Here is a 381-nt window from a genome sequence, read left to right as displayed (position 1 = left end):
GTTACTTGCTGTACGGCCCGCTGGCCTGCGGTGCGACCACGCTGATGTTTGAAGGCGTACCCAACTGGCCGACGCCTGCCCGTATGGCGCAGGTGGTGGACAAGCATCAGGTCAATATTCTCTATACCGCACCCACGGCGATCCGCGCGCTGATGGCGGAAGGCGATAAAGCGATCGAAGGCACCGACCGTTCGTCGCTGCGCATTCTCGGTTCCGTGGGCGAGCCAATTAACCCGGAAGCGTGGGAGTGGTACTGGAAAAAAATCGGCAACGAGAAATGTCCGGTGGTCGATACCTGGTGGCAGACCGAAACTGGCGGTTTCATGATCACGCCGCTGCCTGGCGCTACCGAGCTGAAAGCCGGTTCGGCAACACGTCCGT

The 381-nt window shown here is 60.4% G+C and carries 1 protein-coding gene; it reads left to right on the top strand.

Annotation, left to right across the window (positions count from 1 at the left end; translation table 11 throughout):
• A partial coding sequence (locus tag EVJ23_RS15125; protein WP_145963493.1) for an AMP-binding protein occupies positions 1–381 on the top strand: 381 nt, incomplete at both ends.

The organism is Exiguobacterium sp. SH1S1 (genome assembly GCF_004337245.1).
GTDB lineage: Bacteria > Bacillota > Bacilli > Exiguobacteriales > Exiguobacteriaceae > Exiguobacterium > Exiguobacterium aurantiacum_A.
Note: the sequence above shows the minus strand (reverse complement) of the source record. Positions and strands in the feature narration are given on the sequence as shown.